This is a genomic window from Novosphingobium sp. 11B, assembly GCF_054589055.1.
Map to the genome: position 1 here is coordinate 42,344 of NZ_BAAILP010000094.1, position 16,493 is coordinate 58,836.

Below are 16,493 nucleotides of genomic sequence, written 5' to 3' on the forward strand. Positions count from 1 at the left end.
CCCTCGCTTAACCTTTCAGATAGGTTAGACCTGTCATATAGGTTGCAACGCCGACTCCTCGGGCACGTACCCGAGAGAGCGGCGTCGGGAGAGAACTATGAAATCACGGATCTGCCTGCTCGCCGGTGTTTCGTTCCTGGCCGCAGTTACCGCCTCCGGCCCGGCGATGGCGCAAAGCGCCGCGACTGCCGCCCCATCTGCCGCTACCGACACCGCCCCCGAGATCGTCGTCACCGCCCGCAAGCGCGCCGAGACGCTGCTCGATGTTCCCGTCGCCGTCACCGCTGTCAGCGGCGATGCGCTGGCCAGACGCAACATCAATTCGGTGCGCGAGGCGGCGGTGCTGACGCCGGGCCTCAACATCAGCAGCGACGGCGCGGGCCGTGCCTTCGTATCGATCCGCGGCGTCGGCGTGACGCTGGTGCAGTCTGTCCAGCCGGGTGTCGGCCTGTTCGTGGACGGCATCTACCGCCCCAACACCGCCTATCTCAATAACCCGCTGCTCGACGTGGAGCGGATCGAAGTGCTGCGCGGGCCGCAGGGCACCCTCTACGGCAAGAACACGCTGGGCGGCGCCATCAACGTCATCACCCGCCAGCCCGGCAACGACTTCGAAACGCGGGGTCAGGCCAGCTATGCCGGGCCGGACAATGCCTGGCTGGTGTCCGGCTCCGTCTCGGCCCCGATCGTCACCGACAAGCTGGCGATCCGCGTCGGCGCCTCGCACCGCCAGCAGGACGGCTTCATCAACAACACCAATATCGGCGGCAAGGCGAACAAGCTGAACACCGATTCGGTCAACACAACCATCCGCGCCACACCCACCGATGACCTGACCATCGTGGTCAACGGCTATTACGACTGGGTGAAGGGCGCCAACGTCCCCTATGCCCGCGTCACCGGCCCGACCGACTATTCGCGCGACAACCAGTTCGACAGCCTCGGCACCACCACGTACAAGTACCGCGGCATCAACGCCCGCATCGAAAGCCCGATCGAGGCGCTGAACACCAAGGTCTCGCTGCTCGCCGCCTACGATCTGCGCAACAGCAGCGCGCCCGACACCGACGGTGATTTCGGTCCGAGCAACCCCGCCCTGCCGATCCCCGCCGTGCGCCAGAACAGCACCGATGCCTTGCGCACCAAGACCGTGGAACTGCGCTTCGACACCGAATTGAGCGACCAGTTCTCCACGCTGTTCGGTCTCTTCTACAGCCGCGAGACGACCCGCTCCGACCAGCTGACCAACATCGCCATCCCGCTGATCGGCCTCAGCCTCAACAACCGCGCGCAGAATTCGACCAAGGCCGATACCTACGCCGCCTTCGGCACCGCGTTCTGGAAGCCGAGCCCTGACTGGGAAGTCGCGCTCGGCCTGCGCTACGATCACGAAGACCGCTCCGCGACCGGCCGTGTCAATGGCGGCACGCCCACCAGCGTCGGCCTGAAGTCCAACCAGGTCGAGCCGCGCCTTTCGGTGACGCGGCACTGGAACAAGGAGTTCATGACATACGCCTCGGTCGCGCGCGGCTATCGCGGCGGCGGCTTCAACGCGGTGACGGCCCCGGTGCGCGTCTACAAAGGCGACTCCGCCTGGACTTACGAAGTGGGCGCCAAGTACGCTTCGGCCGATCGCAGCTTCACCCTTGCGGGCGACGTGTTCTATTCCGATTACAAGAACTACATCGGCCTCAACTCGATCGCTCCGGCTTCGACCGGCGGGCTCGTCACCGTCGATCTCAATTCGGGTGACGTCGAAAGCTACGGCGCTGAAGTGGAGGCCACTTTCAAGCCGGTGCCGGAATGGACCCTCTCGGGCGGTGCCACTTACATGCATGCCCGCCTGACCGACAGTTCGCCTTACACCGCCGTCACTGGCCGTACCCTGGCGACAGACCGTCTGACCTTCCAGCCCGACTGGATGTTCAACCTGTCGAGCGATTACGTCGTGCCGGTCGGTGAGAACAGCCTCACCTTCAGCGCCAGCGTCAACGGCAAGGGCAGCCGCTCGGCCGCCAGCCTGAACCAGACGACGCCGACGATCCTCAAGAGCTACGTCCTTGCCAACGGTTCGATCACCTACCGCATGGGCAATGTCGAACTCGCGGTTTTCGGCAACAACCTGTTCAACAAGAAGTATTTCGACAGCTACATCGAGCAGACGACGCTGGCGCTTGCCGGGCTGCCCGCGTCCGACCTCGGCATCATCGGCGACCTGCGCCGCTACGGCGTGCGCGCCAGCTTCCGTTTCTGAGGGACACCATGTCAGCCCACTACACCCCGCAGCCGCGCAAGCCTCTGCCCGAAGGTTTCCTGACGGCGCTGCGCAGCCTGTTCGGCGATCGCCTGCAGATGGGCGAGGCGATACGCCTGCAGCACGGCAGCAGCGAAGCGCACTTCACGCCGAGCCTGCCCGATGCGGTGGTCTTCCCCCTCTCGACCAAGGAAGTGGTGTCGCTGGTCAAGCTGTGCGGCGCGGCGCAGGTACCCGTCATTCCCTTCGGCGCTGGCACGTCGATCGAGGGCAACACCATTCCCGTGCGCGGCGGGGTGACGGTGGACCTCAGCCGGATGGACGCGATCCTCGAAGTCCATGCCGAGGACTTCGACTGCACGGTGCAGGCCGGGGTACGGCGCGAACAGCTCAACGAGCACTTGCGCGACATGGGCCTGTTCTTCCCGATCGATCCGGGCGCCAACGCAACCATCGGCGGCATGGCGGCCACCCGTGCCTCGGGCACCAACGCGGTGCGCTACGGCACCATGCGCGAGGCGATCCTGTCGTTGCGGGTGGTGACGCCCGACGGCAAGGACATCCGCACCAGCCGCCGCGCCCGCAAGTCGGCGGCCGGGTACGATCTCACCCGCCTGATGATCGGCAGCGAGGGAACGCTGGGCATCATCACCGAAGTGACCCTGCGCCTCCACGGCATCCCGGAAGCGATATCGTCCGCCGTCTGCAGCTTCGAGACGCTGGAAGGCGCGGTCGATACGGTGGTGCAGGCGATCCAGATCGGTGTGCCGCTGGCGCGGGTGGAAATTCTCGACGACACGCAGATGCGCGCCGTCAACCGCTGGTCCAAGCTCGACTATCCCGAGCTGACGACGCTCTTCTTCGAGTTCCACGGGTCGCAAACTTATGTGGAGGAGCAGGTTCGAACGGTGGAGGAGATCGCCGGAATGAACGGCGGCGGCCAGTTCCGCTGGTCGAACCTGCCCGAAGAACGCTCGAAACTGTGGAAGGCCCGGCACGAGGCCTACTACGCCGCCGTCAACCTGCGTCCCGGCGCGGTCGGCTGGGCAACGGACGTCTGCGTGCCGATCAGCCGCCTTGCCCAGTGCATTACCGAAACCAAGCAGGACCTCGAAACCTCGAGCGTCCCCGGCACGATCCTGGGCCATGTGGGCGACGGCAACTTCCACGTCGTCTTCTCGGTCGATCCCACCGTGCCTGAGGAAATGGTCGAAGTGGAAGCGATCAACGAACGCCTCGTGCGCCGGGCGCTGGCAATGGACGGCACCTGCACCGGGGAACACGGCATCGGCCTTGGGAAGCAGGACTGGCTGGTCGAGGAACTGGGTGACGCGGTACGCCTGATGCGCCTTATCAAGCAGGCGATCGACCCGCACGACCTGTTCAATCCGGGCAAGATCTTCGCGAAGGAGGGCTGATCGGTGGCAAGCATCGCCCTACCCGCCGCTCCCACTTTCTCCAGCCGCCTGATCCCGTTGCTGATCCTGGCTATCGCGATGGCGGCGGGCTTCACGATGATGGGCTCGTTCAGCATGGTGCAGGAAGGCGCCAAGGCGGAAATGGGCCTCAGCGATACCACGCTGGGCGTCGTGCAGGGCGTGTCGGCGGCGGTGCCGCTGGTGCTGTTCTCGATTCCCATCGGCATCCTCGTCGATCGCCGCAACCGGGTGCGCCTCCTGATCGCACTGAGCCTGATCTGGACCACCGGAACGCTGCTGACAGCCTTCGCGCAGAGCATTCCCGTGCTGTTCGCCGCGCGCATGCTGGCGGGCATCGGCACCACCGGCGCGCTGACCGCCGCGCTCTCGCTGACCGCAGACTGGTGCGGCCCCGCGCAGCGCGGTCGGGCGATGCTGGTCGTCACCCTGGGCAAATGTCTGGGCCAGGCCGGTGCCTTCGCGCTGGCGGGCTGGCTGCTCGGCCTGCTGCTTCACGCGTCGCTGCCCGGTCTTTCCGGTCTGGCACCGTGGCGGAGCACTCATGTCCTGCTGGCCGCGATCAGCCTGGCGCTTACCCTGCCGCTGCTGACCTTGCGCGAACCCGCACGGCAGGAGGTGGTGGCCAGCACGCATGCGCCCTTGCGCGTCGTTGCGGGTGAACTGTGGGCCCGCCGCGCGTTCCTGATACCGCTGTTCGTGGGGCAGGTCGGCGTGGTGATGGCCGATGCCGCCGCCGCGATCTGGGCCTCGCCCGTCCTTTCGCGCAGCTACGGCCTTGCCCCGCAGGACTTTGCCGGGTGGATGGGCGCGCTGATCTTCGCGACCGGCGTGGCAGGCTCGATCCTGGGCGGCATCGCGGCTGACTTCGGTCACAAAAGCGCCCGGCGCGGCGGCCTTCTGACCGGCGCGGTCGTGGCGGCGGCGATCGGTGTGCCCGCCGCGCTGTTTCCCGTCGCGCCCACCGTTCCGCTCTTCGCGCTCGCCATCGGCATGCTGATGTTGTGCGGGACGATCACCGGGCTCATCACCTCGGTGGCATTGACGGTATTGATCCCCAACGAGCTGCGCGGCCTGTGCATCGGCGCGTTCATCGCGCTTGCCGGCCTCGTCGGCTTCGGTGTCGCCCCTTCGCTGGTCACGGCGGTCAGCGGCCTGCTCGGCGGCGAGGCGCATCTCGGCCAGGGGCTGGCCCTCGTCGGGGTGGGCGTCAGCGTGATCTCGGCGCTCGCCTTCGCGCAGGCCAGGCGCCACGCCCCACTGTCGGCGACGCGCAGACCTATCTGATAGCTATTGTCGGCAGCTATCAGATAGGTTAAACTCTCTCCCGAAGAACAAAACGAGAGGCTGCCCGCATGCAAGGCCAGATGGCTGCGATCGAGGTTTCACCCGAGATGCTCACACTCGTAGGCCCCGGCAAGGTCGGCCGGATCGGCCCGCCACCGCGCGCGGTCGGGTTCGTCATGACGTTCGGAACGAAGGACAGGGTCGCCAGCCTGCGCTACCTTTCCAGACCCAGTGTCCGCCTGCTCGACAGCGAGGTCGAAGCCCGCCTGATCCTGCTGGTCTCGCGCAATGCGTGCGAGCGGATCGCCGGCGGTTCCTTGCGCTTTGCCGAGAATGCTCTGTTCCACGTCCCCGCCCCACTGCGTACGATCGCGCTGGCGATCCGCGACTGCGACCTGCCGGAAGCGGCGGCCACGCCCTATCGACTGGCCAAGAGCATCGAACTGCTGTGCGACCTGCTGCGCGCGCGCGGCGTCGATGCGCTGGTGCCGATGAGCGCGGATGGCGCGCTGTCTCCCGAAGACACCCAGCGCCTGCTGGCAGCGCGGCGGGTGATCGACGAGCGCTGGGCCGAGAAGCTGACGCTGGACATGATCGCCCGCGCATCGGGCCTCAATCGCGGCAAGCTGACGCGGGGCTTTCGCGAGATGTTCGACTGCACCGTGGCCGACGCGATTTCCGGGCACCGCCTTGGCGAAGCGCGGCAGATGCTGCTGGCGACCGACCTCCCGGTATCCTCGATCGGCTATCGCTGCGGCTATCTCAACAATGCCAGCTTCACCCGCGCCTTCGTGCGGCACTTCGGCGAAGTGCCCACCCGGCTGCGCGCTCGGAGCCTTGCGGCATGAGCACGCGGCCCATCGACAATGGCGGCTCGTTGGTGGACCACGCGGTCCAGGCGGTGCGCAATCACATCCGCGACCATGACCTGAAAGTGGGCGACAGCCTGCCCGGCGAAGGCCATTTCGCCGCCACGCTGGGCGTCAGTCGTGCGGTCATGCGCGAGGCCTTCGGAGCGCTGGCAGCGCTGCGGCTGCTCGATGTCGGCAATGGCCGCCGGGCGCGGGTCGGCGCGATCGACGGCTCGGTGATGGGCGCCTCGCTGGACCACGCCGTCACCACCTCTCAGATCAGCGTCGCCGAAGTGTGGGACGTGCGCCGCACGCTCGAAGTGCGCATCGCCGCCCTTGCAGCCGAACGCCGCAGCGACGAGCAGGCCCGGCAGATCTTGGCGCTTGCCGATGCGATGGTCCGCGATCAGGCCGACATGGCGCTGATGACTGCGCACGACACGCAGTTCCATCAGATCCTCGCCGCCTCGACCGGCAATATGCTGTTCGCCCAGATCGTGCGTTCCTTCGCGCCGCAAATGGAGATTGCCGTTCCGCGCGCCTGGGAAACCCGCCACGCTCAGGCTGAGAAGACAGCGATTCTCTCGCTGCACAGGCGTATCGCCGAAGCCATCGCCGACAAGCAGCCCGCCGAGGCCGCCGCCGCGATGGAGGCGCATTTCGATGCGTCGATCGGCGATAATCTGTCTAAGAGATTTTAATGGAAAGCTATTTGAGAGTTTGCCCTCCAACCTTTGTGCTCGCACACAAAATATAGCGCTTCCGACCCATTGCAGACTCTCAGCATCCAATTTTTGGTGCCCGGCTGCTGACGGTCTACTATCCGAGCAGTTATCAACTAATTCCCTCCGCTCCGCTGCCGTTACTGGAACGACGGCTACCGCCGGAACCGATCAGTTGTTTGGCTCGCCAGTTGCCGAGCCCTTTACAGCGATTTTCATCGGGGCTTTGCCTGGCGGATGCCTCAACTCGCTTTCCTCCGCTTGGAAACGCAATACGAACGCCCGCCATGACCGGTACAGCCGGACCCAGCCCCGCGCTGATGAGCGCGGGCTAGACGAACGGCGTCGCGCCGCACGGGCTGGTCACCGCGGGCGGGACCCGGTGCTTTTGGCGCGAAGCATGATCGGATCGGTCTCGATCAACCTGAGCGAGCGTACCATCGTGGCGGTGCCGTTCTTATATTTGAGGAAATGCGGCGTCTTCAGATGCGCCTCGTAGGCGGCCTGATCGGCGTAGACCTCCAATATGCGGATCTGCGCCGGATCGCCCTTTACGGACACGGCGTTCAGCGACAACACGCCCGGCTCGACGCGAACCGACGCTTCAATCTCTTCCATCAGATAGGCTTTGTAGGCATCGATCTGAGCTGGATGGATGACCAATTCTGCAATCCGGACGATGGGATGGCTTTCGGGTTCCGCCATGGCGTGGCCTCCTGATAGGGTCAGCGCAATGGCGCCGACCAATGCTGCGCCGACGCCAGCAAACCGTGCTTTCATCCTTCAGACGCCGGCTTCTTCGAATGCCTGCTTCAAGATCGGCAGCGCGGTCATCGCCGGCGGCCATCCGGCGTAGAAGGCGATATGGGTGACGGCCTCGACGATCTCATCCTTCGTCACGCCATTTTCAAGCGCCTTCTTGATGTGAAACGGCATCTCGTTGATCCGGTACATCGCGATCAGGCAGGTGATCGTGACCAGGCTGCGGTCGCGGGGCTTCAGTGCAGGGTTCTCCCAGACATCGCCGAACAACACCTTATCCGTGATTTCGGCGAGGTGCGGCGCGATGTCGCCGAAGGATTTGCGGGCATTGGTCGGTTCGGTCGGCATCTTCATTACTCCTGCAGCGAGGGGCCATGGTGTTGCAGCGACCATGGCTATCGTAATCGTGGTTCGACGGGTGAAACCTGCGTCCATTGCGATCAGTGCGCCGTAAACCCGCCATCGACAGGCAGTGCGGCGCCGATCACGAAGCTCGCCGCCGGGCTGCAAAGCCACAATACGGCGGCGGCGATCTCCTCGGCGCGGCCGAGGCGACCGATCGGCTGTTCCTTCATGATCCCGGCCATAGCGTCCGGCTGGCCGGTCAGCATGTCCTGCACCATCGGCGTGTCGATCGTGCCGGGACAGATGGCGTTGATGCGGACGCCGCGCGGCGCATATTCGACACCAGCGCTTTTGGTCATCCCGATCACGGCGTGCTTTGTGCCGTGGTAGGTGGCGCGCTGCGGCAGGCCGACCAGGCCGCCGAGCGACGAACAGTTCACGATCGCTCCCGATCCCTGCGCGCGCATGATCCGCAGTTCGTGCTTCATGCACGCCCAGACGCCGCGCTGGTTGACGGCGGTCACGCGCTCGAAGTTTTCCAGCGGCTCATCGGCCGCGTCGGATGGCGGCACCTGAATACCCGCGTTGTTGAACGCCATGTCCAGCCTGCCGTAGCGGGCGACCGCCAGATCAATCATCGCAGCCACCTGCGTTTCGTCGGCGACGTCGCACGCGATGCCCATTGCTACACCGCCCTTGCTGACGATCCGTTCCGCTTCGCGGTTGGCGAGTTCGCCGTCGATATCCACCAGCACGACCGATGCGCCGTTCGCGGTGAAGGCCTGCGCGGTGGCTAGCCCCATTCCCTTGGCCGCGCCGGTCACCAGCGCGACCTGACCTTTGAAATCATATACTGGGTTCATGGCTCACCCCTTCCGCTCCGCATCGGCAGCCTGCCGCTTCTTGCCGAACACCGGGAATGTGCTCGCTTCGCCATAATCCGTGACGGCGTCGAATTCCTTGAGGACGGCCATGTCGGCGTCGGAAATGACGAAATCTACCTCGGCATTGTCCCGCAGATGCGCCGCCGTTGCCGTCTTGGGCAGCGGGAGCAGGCCAAGCTGGAGACAATATCGGATGCAGAGCTGCGCAATGCTCACTCCATAGCCCTCCGCAAGCCCGCCAAGTCGTGCGTCCTTGAGCGCCGCACCGTGCGCCACGGGTGAATAGGCTTCGACGAGCATGCCCTTCGATCGCGAATAGTCGATCAGATCGAACGGCGTGTTGCCGACATGGGCGAGGATCTGGTTGGCCATCGGCGCAACGCTGCCGTTGTCGAACAGATTGTCGAGATCCGCCCGCTCGAAGTTCGAGACGCCGATCGCACGGACCTTGCCTGCCGCATAGGCATCTTCCAGCGCGCGCCACGCTTCGAGGTTGCCCTCGAAGAAATGCTCACCCTCGCGGAATTCCGCCCATGGCTGCGGACTATGGATCAGCAGCAGGTCAATATGATCCAGCCCGAGCGCCTGGAGCGATCCGTCGATGCGCGCCTTCGCCTCGGCAAAGGTCTTGCTCTCTGCAGCGAGTTTCGTCGTCACGAAGATATCGTCGCGCGCCGTAACGCCGGTGCGAATGCCTTCGCCAACCCCATGCTCGTTCCCATAGGCCTGCGCGGTATCGATATGGCGATAGCCGATCCCGATAGCCTCGCGCACTACCCCTATGGTATCAGCGTCGGAGATGCGCCAGGTACCTAGGCCCAGCTTCGGAATCTTGACGCCGTTGGCCAGCGTGAACGTATCGTTCAATATCATGTCATGCACCTTCATGATTCAATGTCGGCACCCGGGCCATAGCCCGGCGTCTTGGTCAGAGTGGCCCACTTGCCCTGAATTTCGGGCTCGTAGACGCGGACAGTCCAGTCGTCGGGACCAACCTCCTCGATGCCGACAGACACCGCCGCTTCGCTATAAGTCAGGACGCGGCACGTCTCGAGGACAATGGCATCGGTTAACGCGCGGATCTGCGCCTCGGATTTACCCGGCCACAGCTTGACGACGATATGCGGCACGGCTCAATCGCTCGCCAGCGGGGCGAGATACTCTTCATCGGTGACCTTCTCCATCCAGACGACATTCTTGCCGTCGACCATGTCCTGAATGGCGATGTGGGTAATGCTCTCGTGCGCGGTGGCGCCATGCCAATGCTTTTTGTCCGCCGGACACCACAGGATGTCACCGGCATGAAACTCGTATTTTCCGCCACCCTCGATTTGGGTCCAGCCCACGCCTTCGGTGACGATCAGCGTCTGGCCGGCAGGATGGGTATGCCAGGCGCTGCGGGCGCCGGGCTCGAAATGGACGATGCCGCCGGTCACGCGCGACGGAGCCGGGCGCTGGAACTGCCCCCTGACCGTAACCTTGCCCGTGAAGAATTCGGCCGGTCCATCGACGGTCTGCTGATCGGCTTCGCGTGTGATTTCCATGTTGGTCGTTCCTTCTTGCGCCATGGCAAAGCTGTTGGTCGACAGAAGCGCGGCAACGGCGATTGCGGCTTTGATCATGATGGCCAGCTTCCCTTCGAGATGTCCGTTCGGGAACGGTCGGCGTGGCAACAATTTAGGACGTTCAGGCGGTCAGGATTAGCGCCCTCGCACGCAATGAACTGATGAATATAGATCAACAGTCTGATAAGGAGCCGCGATGCAGATCAGCCGGTCGGACCTAGCGGATTTTCTCTACTTCCTCGCTGTAGCGAAGCACGCCAATTTCCGGCGCGCGGCTCTGGAGATGGGCGTCACAACCTCAGCGATCAGCCACGCCATTTCCGGACTGGAAGCAAGGCGGGGCGTGCGATTGTTGAATAGAACCACGCGAAGCGTCACGCTGACAGCCGCAGGAGAGGAACTTCGGGCTTCGATTGAAGATCCGTTGCGGACGGTCAGCGAGGCGGCGGAAAACCTCAACAGGTTCCGCGATGCGCCGACGGGACGCGTCCGGATCAGCATCCTTGAGGACGCCGTGCCGCTCCTGCTCGAACCCGTCATGCCGATCTTCGTCGACCGTTATCCCGAGGTCGAGGTTGATATCAGCGTGAGCAACCGGCTGATCGACGTCACAGCGGGTAGCTTCGATGCCGGTATACGCTACGGCGGCACGGTTCCCGAAGACATGATCGCACAACGGCTCTCACCCGATATTCGCTGGATCGCGGCGGCATCACCCGCTTATCTCGAGCGCTTCGGCACGCCGATGGTGCCGCACGATCTGCAACACCATCGCTGCATCCGCATCCGCCTTGGCAATGATCAAATATACCAGTGGGAGTTTGAACGGGAAGAGGAAGCGGTCGCCGTTCCGATGCCCGGGCCGTTGACGGTGGACAGCAGCCATCCGGCGATAAGCTTCGGTCTTGGCGGCGTCGGCATCATCTACGGCGCGGAGCCCATACTCCGGCCTCATCTGCAACGTGGCGCTCTGAAGGTTGTGTTGGGCGACTGGGCGTCGATGGGCGAAGGCTTCCACGTCTATTATTCCGGCCGACGGCAAGTTCCGACCGCCCTGCGGCTTCTCGTGGATTTGATCCGGGAGATTCGTCCCTTGGACGATCCCGATTGAAGTCACGGGTTGCCGATCAACTTATAGAACCTACACTGCGGCGAAGTCCGAGAGTGGCCTCGGCTCCCGACCCATTGTAGCCATTCAGCCCCCGATTTTACGTTCCCAAGTGCGGTCAGTCTGCTTCCCCATTCTGGGCACCCGAGATTGGCCGCCAGCAGGATGAACGATTTGAGAAAGGCTCCCGGTAATCTCGAGCCCCATCAGCGATCGAATTGGCCGTGTTTAGCAGCACTGGCGTGACAATCTTGTACCTGCCCACTGACGAAGAAATCCCACCTGGCCGAGAAAGCCGTTTCAGTCTTTGGTTGCATATCGTCGCTTAATCTGAGCCTGTTCGCGGCACCATCGAGCAAGTCGATTAGAATATCGCACAACTCTTCAGCATCAGTCCCGGGCATCGCGCTCGCCACCGCATCTCGCAAAGGCGTAAGCGCTTGTGCAGCCCATTGCTGCGCCAGCATTCGCAGCCGAGGTGAAGTGGCGGCCTCCAGGTTCAACGCTGCGTACAATGCCGCATGTTCGCGCGAAGCACCGAAGCCGAAATAGGTCCGAGCCATGGCACGCAAGACCTCGTGTGGAGATGAACTAGGTATTCCTGAGGCTTTAAGTTGCGAAATGAAGCCGGCGACGTCTCGATCAACCACTGCGCAGAAAAGCGCCTCCTTGTCGGCGAAACGGCGGTAGATCGAATGCTTGGAGCAACGCAGGCGCACGGCCAGTTCATCGAGCGATGCGCCCGCATAGCCTCGCTCGCAAAACAGGACGCGCGCCGTATCGAGCAGTTCCCGCGTCCATGCCTGCGCTTGCGCCTTCGTCGGTCGCCCCATGCCTCGCCTGACTTCCCTTCACATCCCGGCCATTGACCCGGCATCGATTAAACGACACGATACAGTGCTGTTAATAGTAAAGCGAGTCGCGCTTGTCTTCCATTTCCTTGTCCCGCGTCAATTGGGTCACGCCTGCGGGGCACCCGGTCTTTCGTGAGATCGATCTGACTTTCGGCCTTCGGCGCACAGGGCTGGTCGGACGCAATGGCGTAGGCAAAAGTACGCTGCTGCGGATCATGGCGGGCGACTTGACGCCCTCTTCCGGTACACGTTCGACGGCCGGGACCGTTCACCTGATGCATCAGGTCCTGCAACCGGCGGCATCGGACCGGATCGCCGATCTCTTCGGCGTGCGTACCGCCCTCGACGTGCTGGCGCGCGCAGCAGGCGGAGAGGCGACGCTGGACGATCTCGAAAACGCCGACTGGACGATCGAGGAACGCATCGACGCTGCGCTCGCCCGTGTCGGACTGGATGCTTCTGCCGCGACGCTGTTGGCCGGGCTCTCGGGCGGGCAGCGCACGCGCGCGGCGCTGGCGGCGGCGATCTTTGCAGAGCCTGATTTCCTGTTGTTGGATGAGCCTACCAACAATCTCGACCGCGCGGGGCGAGACGCGGTGCTGCGCCTCGTCGATGGATGGTCCGCCGGGCTGGTGGTGGTGAGCCACGACCGCGAACTGCTGGAGCACATGGACGCCATCGTCGAACTGACGACGCTTGGAGCGACGCAGTATGGCGGCAACTGGAGCGCCTATCGCCAGAGCAAGGCGCTGGAATTGCAGGCCGCCGAACAGAATCTGCTCGATGCCCGCAAGCGGCAGGCCGAAATCGTGCGCCGCAGCCGGATCGCCGACGAGCGCAAACAGCGCCGCGACGCCGCCGGAGCACGCAAGGCGGCGCGCGGCGACATGCCGAAGATCCTTGCAGGGGCGCGGCGTAATGCCGCCGAGGCCAGCGGCGGAGGCGATCAGCGGCTTAAGGCCCGGCTGGGCGATGACGCCGCGCGGGACGTGGCGGCGGCACAGGCGAAGATCGAAGTCTTGCAATCGCTGTCGATCGTGCTGCCGACGACGAAGGTTCCCTCGGGTCGTACCGTGCTGGAGATGCATGGGGCGGCGATCGGCCATGATCCTGCCAATCCGATCCGGCAGAATATCGATTTCACGATCGTCGGCCCGGAGCGGATCGCGGTGACCGGGCCGAACGGCTGCGGCAAGAGCACGCTTCTGCGGACCGTGGCGGGCGATCTTGCCCTGCTCGGCGGTACTATGGCGCTCCGCGGTACGGTCGCCTTTCTGGACCAGAACGCCGCGTTGCTCGATCCCGAGGCGACCATCCTCGACAACTACCGGCGCCTCAATCCCGGCAAGGACGAAAACGCCTGCCGGGCGATGCTGGCAGGCTTCCTGTTCCGGGCCGACAGCGCGCTGCAAGTGGTCGGCACCCTGAGCGGAGGACAGATCCTGCGCGCGGCTCTTGCCTGTCGTCTGGGTGGAGATACGCCGCCGGAGATGCTCATCCTCGACGAGCCGACCAATCACCTCGATCTCGATTCCATCCGGGCCATCGAGGCCGCGCTGGCTGCATTCGACGGGGCCTTGCTGGTGGTGAGCCACGACGAGGCATTCCTCAAGGAGATCGGCATGGAACGTCGGATCGTGCTGGCATAGTTATGCCGCTCGCACACGCTAACGGACGATAACGGGCATTCCGCCGTGACCGCAGCCACAAAGCCGGTTGTCATTCATCAGCGGAGGTTGCGATGAAACACGATGCGAATTTTCCAAGTGCAGGCCTGACCATCGCCGCTTGCCTTTACGTGCCCGACCAGCCGAACGGCGCAACTCTCGTCGTCGGCCATCCCGGCAGTTCGGTTAAGGAACAGTCGCCCGCGCTCTATGCCGAAAAGCTTTGTGTACGCGGCTTTCGCGTGCTGACTTTCGACGCAGCGCGTCAGGGGGCGAGCGAAGGGCTGCCGCGCGGGCTGGAAGATCCCGCCCAGCGTGTCGAGGATTTCAAGGCGGCGGTGTCGTGGCTGGGCACGCAGCCCGGGATCGACGCCGCAAGGGTCGGCGGATTGGGCATCTGCGCATCGGGCGGGTACATCGTGCAGGCGGCCGCGGGTGATCCAAGGATCAGCGCGGTTGCGACCGTGGCTGCGGTGGACGTCGGACGGCAGGTCCGCCTTGGTGCCGACGGAAGACAGCCCCCGGAACTGCTCAAGGCTCTGCTGGAGGACGCCGCACGGGCCCGCAGCCGCGCAGCGTCGTCGGGCGAGATCGAGGGCTTCCCGATCTTCCCTCCCGACGAGGCCAGCGCGCGGGCCGAAGGCGTTCATGTCTTCGAAGGCTGGGAGTACTACTGCACGCCGCGCGGCGATCATCCCCGTGCGGCCAGGGCGCTGACCTGGGACAGCATCGATCGCATGGCGACGTTCGATGCCTTCCGCTTCATCGACCTCATCGCGCCCCGCCCACTCCTGATGATTACGGCGGAAAAGGCCGTGACGGCCTGGATGACGCACGAAGCTCATGAACGCGCAGGCAGCCCCAAGCGCCTGCATACGATCGCCGGTGCCACCCACGTCGATCTCTACGACCGCGAAGAGGCGGTCGATGCGGTGGTCGAGCAGCTTGCAGGGTTCTTTGCGGAGGCCCTGAGCCGCACCTAACACCGGATCACAGCAACTAACGGGCGGGCCTGCCAGCGCGCGGCTATCCTGCTTGCCGTAGCAAGGAGACCCGTCATGCCCGATCAATCACCCGTAATCCCCCGGCCACGCCGCCGCGAGTTCATCGCCGGCGCGGCCACGCTGGCCTCCGCCATGATGGCGGGTCTGACCCCGGCAAGGGTTGCGGCCGCGAACGTGTCTAATATCCGGCCGTTCGGGCCGATCCGCCAGATCGCCGCCGGGCCACTCGACATCGGTTACGTCGAGACGGGGCCGTCTTCCGGCCCGGCAGTCCTGCTATTCCACGGCTGGCCCTATGACATTCGCGCCTTTGCCGAAGTCGCTCCGCTGCTGGCGGCGCAGGGCTATCGTGTGATCGTGCCGCACCTTCGCGGCTTCGGTACGACAACGTTCCGCTCCGCCGAAACCCCGCGCAATGGGCAGCAGGCGGCTCTGGCGGCAGACGGGATCGCGCTCATGGATGCGCTGGGCATCCGGCAGGCGGTGGTCGCCGGGTTCGACTGGGGCGCGCGCACGGCGGACATCATGGCCGTGCTCTGGCCCGAGCGGTGCAAGGCGCTGGTCTCCGTCAGCGGCTACCTGATCGGCAGCCAAGCGGGCAATGCCAGACCCCTGCCGCCCAAGGCCGAACTCCAGTGGTGGTATCAGTTCTATTTCGCCACCGAGCGCGGCCGCGAAGGCTATGCGGCAAATACCAAAGCGTTCAATCGCCTGATCTGGGAACAGGCCTCTCCGCGCTGGACCTTCGACGATGCGACCTACGATGCGTCGGCGGCATCTTTCGTCAATCCGGACCATGTCGCCATCGTCATTCACAACTATCGCTGGCGTCTGGGTCTTGCCGAAGGCGAGCGCCAGTATGATGCCGCCGAAGCGCGCCTCGCCGCCGGGCCGCCCGTCACGATCCCCGCCATCACCATGGAGGGCGATGTCAACGGCGCGCCGCATCCCGATCCCGCCGCCTACCGCGCGAAGTTTGCCGGGCTTTACGAGCACCGCCTGATCACCGGCGGCATCGGCCACAACCTTCCGCAGGAAGCGCCGGTCGCCTTTGCCAAGGCCGTCGTCGATGCGGGCAGGATGGGCGCATGATCCGTCTCTCGACCTGCGTTCTCGGAGCTTCCCTGGCCTTGCTGGGAGGCTCCGGCGTGGCCGGTGCGGTACGGCGTGAAGCCGGTGCCGCGCCGGTCTACGGCGTGCAGCTTCCCGCCGGATACCGCGACTGGAAGCTCATCAGCGTCGCGCACGAGGCTGGGAAGAACAACGATATTCGCGCCATCCTCGGCAATGACATCGCCGTGCGCGCCTATCGTAAGGGCATCCGTCCGTTCCCCGATGGCGCGGTGATCGTCCGGCTGGCGTGGCGGTATGAGCCCTCCCCGCGCAACGACGCCGTGTTTCCCGCGCCGCAGTCCTTCGTGGCGGGCAGGCCGACCAATGTGCAGGTCAGCGTCAAGGATACGCGCCGCTATGCGACCAGTGGCGGATGGGGATACGGCCAGTTCGACGATGGCCGACCTAACCCTGACGAAACTCTCACACGCTCCTGCGCCGCCTGTCACGCCAAGCTCGAGCCGGGCGACGATCAGGTCTTCACCGCGTACGCGCAATAATCCCGGACCAGAAAGAACCCACGGCCGGCCTCGCACTTGCGATGGCCGGCCGTGGGCGATTGCACGCCGATCGGGGAGTGGGGGCTGGATCGGCACGCAATCGTTACCGCGCGGCGGCGGCGCGCTCGATCAGCTGCGCCA

At 64.7% G+C, this 16,493-nt stretch carries 17 protein-coding genes; 10 read left to right on the plus strand and 7 right to left on the minus strand.

Features of this window, described 5'->3' with window-relative positions:
* The first annotated feature begins 97 nt into the window (after positions 1 to 97).
* From ACYPYD_RS08240 to ACYPYD_RS08260, 5 genes are all read left to right on the plus strand, one after another.
* Positions 98 to 2,254, plus strand: a complete 2,157-nt coding sequence (locus tag ACYPYD_RS08240; protein WP_459662753.1) for a TonB-dependent receptor — start codon at positions 98 to 100, stop codon at positions 2,252 to 2,254.
* A gap of 8 nt (positions 2,255 to 2,262) precedes the next feature.
* Positions 2,263 to 3,672 carry an FAD-binding oxidoreductase gene (locus ACYPYD_RS08245; protein ID WP_459662754.1) on the plus strand — a complete coding sequence of 470 codons (1,410 nt, stop codon included), beginning with the start codon at positions 2,263 to 2,265 and terminating at the stop codon, positions 3,670 to 3,672.
* Positions 3,673 to 3,675: 3 nt separating this feature from the next.
* Positions 3,676 to 4,977: an MFS transporter gene (locus ACYPYD_RS08250; RefSeq protein ID WP_459662755.1), complete on the plus strand. Its 1,302-nt coding sequence runs from the start codon at positions 3,676 to 3,678 to the stop codon at positions 4,975 to 4,977.
* A gap of 80 nt (positions 4,978 to 5,057) precedes the next feature.
* Positions 5,058 to 5,825 (plus strand): helix-turn-helix domain-containing protein, encoded by a 768-nt coding sequence (locus tag ACYPYD_RS08255; protein WP_459662756.1) that lies wholly within the window; start codon positions 5,058 to 5,060, stop codon positions 5,823 to 5,825.
* Entirely contained in the window at positions 5,822 to 6,529 is a 708-nt protein-coding gene (locus tag ACYPYD_RS08260) for a FadR/GntR family transcriptional regulator (protein WP_459662757.1), read from the plus strand. Before ACYPYD_RS08255 ends, ACYPYD_RS08260 begins: the two co-directional genes overlap by 4 nt.
* 384 nt (positions 6,530 to 6,913) lie before the next feature.
* Here the strand turns inward: ACYPYD_RS08260 and ACYPYD_RS08265 are convergent, their stop codons facing one another.
* From ACYPYD_RS08265 to ACYPYD_RS08290, 6 genes are all read right to left on the minus strand, one after another.
* A complete protein-coding gene (locus ACYPYD_RS08265; RefSeq protein WP_459662758.1) occupies positions 6,914 to 7,330 on the minus strand; it encodes a putative quinol monooxygenase in 417 nt (138 codons plus the stop codon).
* 3 nt (positions 7,331 to 7,333) lie between these two features.
* Positions 7,334 to 7,666 (minus strand): carboxymuconolactone decarboxylase family protein, encoded by a 333-nt coding sequence (locus ACYPYD_RS08270; protein WP_459662759.1) that lies wholly within the window; start codon positions 7,664 to 7,666, stop codon positions 7,334 to 7,336.
* An 86-nt stretch (positions 7,667 to 7,752) separates the two neighbouring features.
* On the minus strand, positions 7,753 to 8,520 hold the full coding sequence (locus tag ACYPYD_RS08275; protein WP_459662760.1) for an SDR family oxidoreductase: 768 nt from the start codon (positions 8,518 to 8,520) through the stop codon (positions 7,753 to 7,755).
* A 3-nt stretch (positions 8,521 to 8,523) separates the two neighbouring features.
* A complete protein-coding gene (locus ACYPYD_RS08280) occupies positions 8,524 to 9,414 on the minus strand; it encodes an aldo/keto reductase (protein WP_459662761.1) in 891 nt (296 codons plus the stop codon).
* Between the two features lie 11 nt (positions 9,415 to 9,425).
* The gene (locus ACYPYD_RS08285; RefSeq protein ID WP_459662762.1) at positions 9,426 to 9,671 is read right to left on the minus strand and encodes a tautomerase family protein; all 246 of its coding nucleotides are present in this window, start codon (positions 9,669 to 9,671) and stop codon (positions 9,426 to 9,428) included.
* A gap of 3 nt (positions 9,672 to 9,674) precedes the next feature.
* A complete protein-coding gene (locus ACYPYD_RS08290) occupies positions 9,675 to 10,163 on the minus strand; it encodes a (R)-mandelonitrile lyase (protein WP_459662763.1) in 489 nt (162 codons plus the stop codon).
* A gap of 139 nt (positions 10,164 to 10,302) precedes the next feature.
* On the opposite strand from ACYPYD_RS08290, the gene ACYPYD_RS08295 reads away from it, so the two are divergent.
* Positions 10,303 to 11,217 (plus strand): LysR family transcriptional regulator, encoded by a 915-nt coding sequence (locus ACYPYD_RS08295; protein ID WP_459662764.1) that lies wholly within the window; start codon positions 10,303 to 10,305, stop codon positions 11,215 to 11,217.
* Between the two features lie 203 nt (positions 11,218 to 11,420).
* Here the strand turns inward: ACYPYD_RS08295 and ACYPYD_RS08300 are convergent, their stop codons facing one another.
* Positions 11,421 to 12,047: a TetR/AcrR family transcriptional regulator gene (locus ACYPYD_RS08300; RefSeq protein WP_459662765.1), complete on the minus strand. Its 627-nt coding sequence runs from the start codon at positions 12,045 to 12,047 to the stop codon at positions 11,421 to 11,423.
* A 92-nt stretch (positions 12,048 to 12,139) separates the two neighbouring features.
* Between ACYPYD_RS08300 and ACYPYD_RS08305 the strand changes: the two genes are divergently transcribed.
* The 4 genes from ACYPYD_RS08305 (at position 12,140) to ACYPYD_RS08320 (ending at position 16,352) form a co-directional block, all read left to right on the plus strand.
* A complete protein-coding gene (locus ACYPYD_RS08305; protein ID WP_459662766.1) occupies positions 12,140 to 13,717 on the plus strand; it encodes an ABC-F family ATP-binding cassette domain-containing protein in 1,578 nt (525 codons plus the stop codon).
* A 92-nt stretch (positions 13,718 to 13,809) separates the two neighbouring features.
* Entirely contained in the window at positions 13,810 to 14,718 is a 909-nt protein-coding gene (locus ACYPYD_RS08310) for an alpha/beta hydrolase (RefSeq protein WP_459662767.1), read from the plus strand.
* Positions 14,719 to 14,793: 75 nt separating this feature from the next.
* A complete protein-coding gene (locus ACYPYD_RS08315) occupies positions 14,794 to 15,831 on the plus strand; it encodes an alpha/beta hydrolase (protein ID WP_459662768.1) in 1,038 nt (345 codons plus the stop codon).
* On the plus strand, positions 15,828 to 16,352 hold the full coding sequence (locus tag ACYPYD_RS08320; protein WP_459662769.1) for a cytochrome P460 family protein: 525 nt from the start codon (positions 15,828 to 15,830) through the stop codon (positions 16,350 to 16,352). The genes ACYPYD_RS08315 and ACYPYD_RS08320 overlap by 4 nt, the downstream gene beginning before the upstream one ends.
* Positions 16,353 to 16,493: the final 141 nt, after the last annotated feature.

Excerpts from the sequence above, each read along its gene's own strand:
- ACYPYD_RS08315 (WP_459662768.1), top strand. The coding sequence starts at position 14,794 with ATGCCCGATCAATCACCCGTAATCCCCCGGCCACGCCGCCGCGAGTTC.
- ACYPYD_RS08280 (WP_459662761.1), bottom strand. The coding sequence starts at position 9,414 with ATGATATTGAACGATACGTTCACGCTGGCCAACGGCGTCAAGATTCCG.
- ACYPYD_RS08275 (WP_459662760.1), bottom strand. The coding sequence starts at position 8,520 with ATGAACCCAGTATATGATTTCAAAGGTCAGGTCGCGCTGGTGACCGGC.
- ACYPYD_RS08265 (WP_459662758.1), bottom strand. The coding sequence starts at position 7,330 with ATGAAAGCACGGTTTGCTGGCGTCGGCGCAGCATTGGTCGGCGCCATT.
- ACYPYD_RS08260 (WP_459662757.1), top strand. The coding sequence starts at position 5,822 with ATGAGCACGCGGCCCATCGACAATGGCGGCTCGTTGGTGGACCACGCG.
- ACYPYD_RS08245 (WP_459662754.1), top strand. The coding sequence starts at position 2,263 with ATGTCAGCCCACTACACCCCGCAGCCGCGCAAGCCTCTGCCCGAAGGT.
- ACYPYD_RS08290 (WP_459662763.1), bottom strand. The coding sequence starts at position 10,163 with ATGATCAAAGCCGCAATCGCCGTTGCCGCGCTTCTGTCGACCAACAGC.
- ACYPYD_RS08295 (WP_459662764.1), top strand. The coding sequence starts at position 10,303 with ATGCAGATCAGCCGGTCGGACCTAGCGGATTTTCTCTACTTCCTCGCT.
- ACYPYD_RS08320 (WP_459662769.1), top strand. The coding sequence starts at position 15,828 with ATGATCCGTCTCTCGACCTGCGTTCTCGGAGCTTCCCTGGCCTTGCTG.
- ACYPYD_RS08255 (WP_459662756.1), top strand. The coding sequence starts at position 5,058 with ATGGCTGCGATCGAGGTTTCACCCGAGATGCTCACACTCGTAGGCCCC.
- ACYPYD_RS08240 (WP_459662753.1), top strand. The coding sequence starts at position 98 with ATGAAATCACGGATCTGCCTGCTCGCCGGTGTTTCGTTCCTGGCCGCA.
- ACYPYD_RS08300 (WP_459662765.1), bottom strand. The coding sequence starts at position 12,047 with ATGGGGCGACCGACGAAGGCGCAAGCGCAGGCATGGACGCGGGAACTG.
- ACYPYD_RS08270 (WP_459662759.1), bottom strand. The coding sequence starts at position 7,666 with ATGAAGATGCCGACCGAACCGACCAATGCCCGCAAATCCTTCGGCGAC.
- ACYPYD_RS08310 (WP_459662767.1), top strand. The coding sequence starts at position 13,810 with ATGAAACACGATGCGAATTTTCCAAGTGCAGGCCTGACCATCGCCGCT.